Source organism: Streptomyces sp. NPDC019531, assembly GCF_044903305.1.
Classification (GTDB): Bacteria; Actinomycetota; Actinomycetes; order Streptomycetales; family Streptomycetaceae; genus Streptomyces.
Window position 1 is genome coordinate 1 of the sequence record NZ_JBJDQL010000143.1, and the last position, 1,386, is coordinate 1,386.

Annotated in this window: 1 protein-coding gene; it reads left to right on the forward strand. The window is 66.8% G+C overall.

Features of this window, described 5'->3' with window-relative positions:
• Window positions 1–1,386, forward strand: a 1,386-nt coding sequence (locus ACI2L1_RS45205; protein ID WP_404745303.1) for an amino acid adenylation domain-containing protein, incomplete at both ends; no start/stop codon positions are given.

Consider the following 1,386-nt stretch of genomic DNA (forward strand, 5'->3'; position numbering starts at 1 on the left):
CGTGGCCGTCCTCGCCGTGCTCAAGGCGGGAGGCGCGTACCTGCCCATCGACCCGGACTACCCACCGTCACGCATCGCGTTCATGCTCCACGACGTACAGCCGATGCTGATGTTGACCGTCCCTGAGGTCACCGGCTTGGTGTCCGACGCAGCGGTGCCTCGCGTGCTGATCGACGATCTGTCCGTTCAGCAGGTGCTGGATCGGTACTCGGCGGCGGACCTGACCGATGCCGATCGGGCTGCCCGGCTGCTTCCCCAGCATCCGTCACATGTCACCTACACTTCCGGATCGACCGGCACTCCCAAAGGCGTCATCACCGCCCATGAGAATGTCGGTAATTTCACCGCTTGGGCGGCAGCCGCTTTCGGTCTGCCCGCGCTCTCGCACGTCGTGGCGTCAGCGTCACTCACCTTCGACCTCTCAGTGTTCGAGATCCTGTGTCCGCTGACGGTCGGCGGACGCATCGACATCGTCGCCAATGTCCTTGCGTTGGCCAAAGTCCGGCCGGACCAGGAGAGCGTCAGCCTCATCAGCGCGGTGCCGTCGGGGTTTGCGCAACTACTCGCCCACGGCAGCGTCACGCTCAGCCCGAAGCATGTGGTGTTGGGCGGCGAGGCATTGTCGGCACAAGCCGTAGCCGAAACCCGAGCAGCATTGCCCAGCAGCGGCATCGTCAACTGCTACGGGCCGACCGAGACGACCGCATACGCGACTGCGTGGTTCGACACCGACGACGATACCGATGGACAGGCGCCGCCGATTGGTCGTCCGGTGTGGAACGCGCGGGTGTATGTGCTGGGTACGGGGCTTCATCCGGTACCACCGGGTGTGGCAGGTGAGCTGTATGTGACTGGTGCGGGTGTGGCGCGCGGATACTGGAACCGTGCGGCGCTGACCGCCGAGCGGTTCGTGGCCGATCCGTTCGGTCCGCCCGGGGCGCGGATGTACCGCACAGGAGATGTGGTGCGCTGGCGTCCGGACGGCAACCTGGAGTTCGTGGGACGGGTGGATAACCAGGTCAAGGTCCGTGGGTTTCGGATCGAACTCGGGGAGATCGAGTCGGTGCTGGCGGGTTGTCCGGGGGTGGGGCAGGCCGTTGTCGTGGTCCGTGAGGACCGGGAACAGGACAAACGACTCGTTGCCTACGTCACCCCCGGCACCGGTTGCGAGGGTGACGGCGGCACCGGCAGCGTGAGTGTGGATGCGGTGCGGGAGTGGGTGCGCGAGCGGGTCCCGGACTACATGGTGCCCGCGGCGTTCATGGTGCTGGACAGGCTGCCGCTGAACCCTAACGGGAAGGTGGACCGCCGGGCGCTGCCGGCCCCGGAGTGGGGCGGCGGTTCGGGCAGGGCACCCAGGTCGCCGCAGGAACAGGTGCTGTGCGA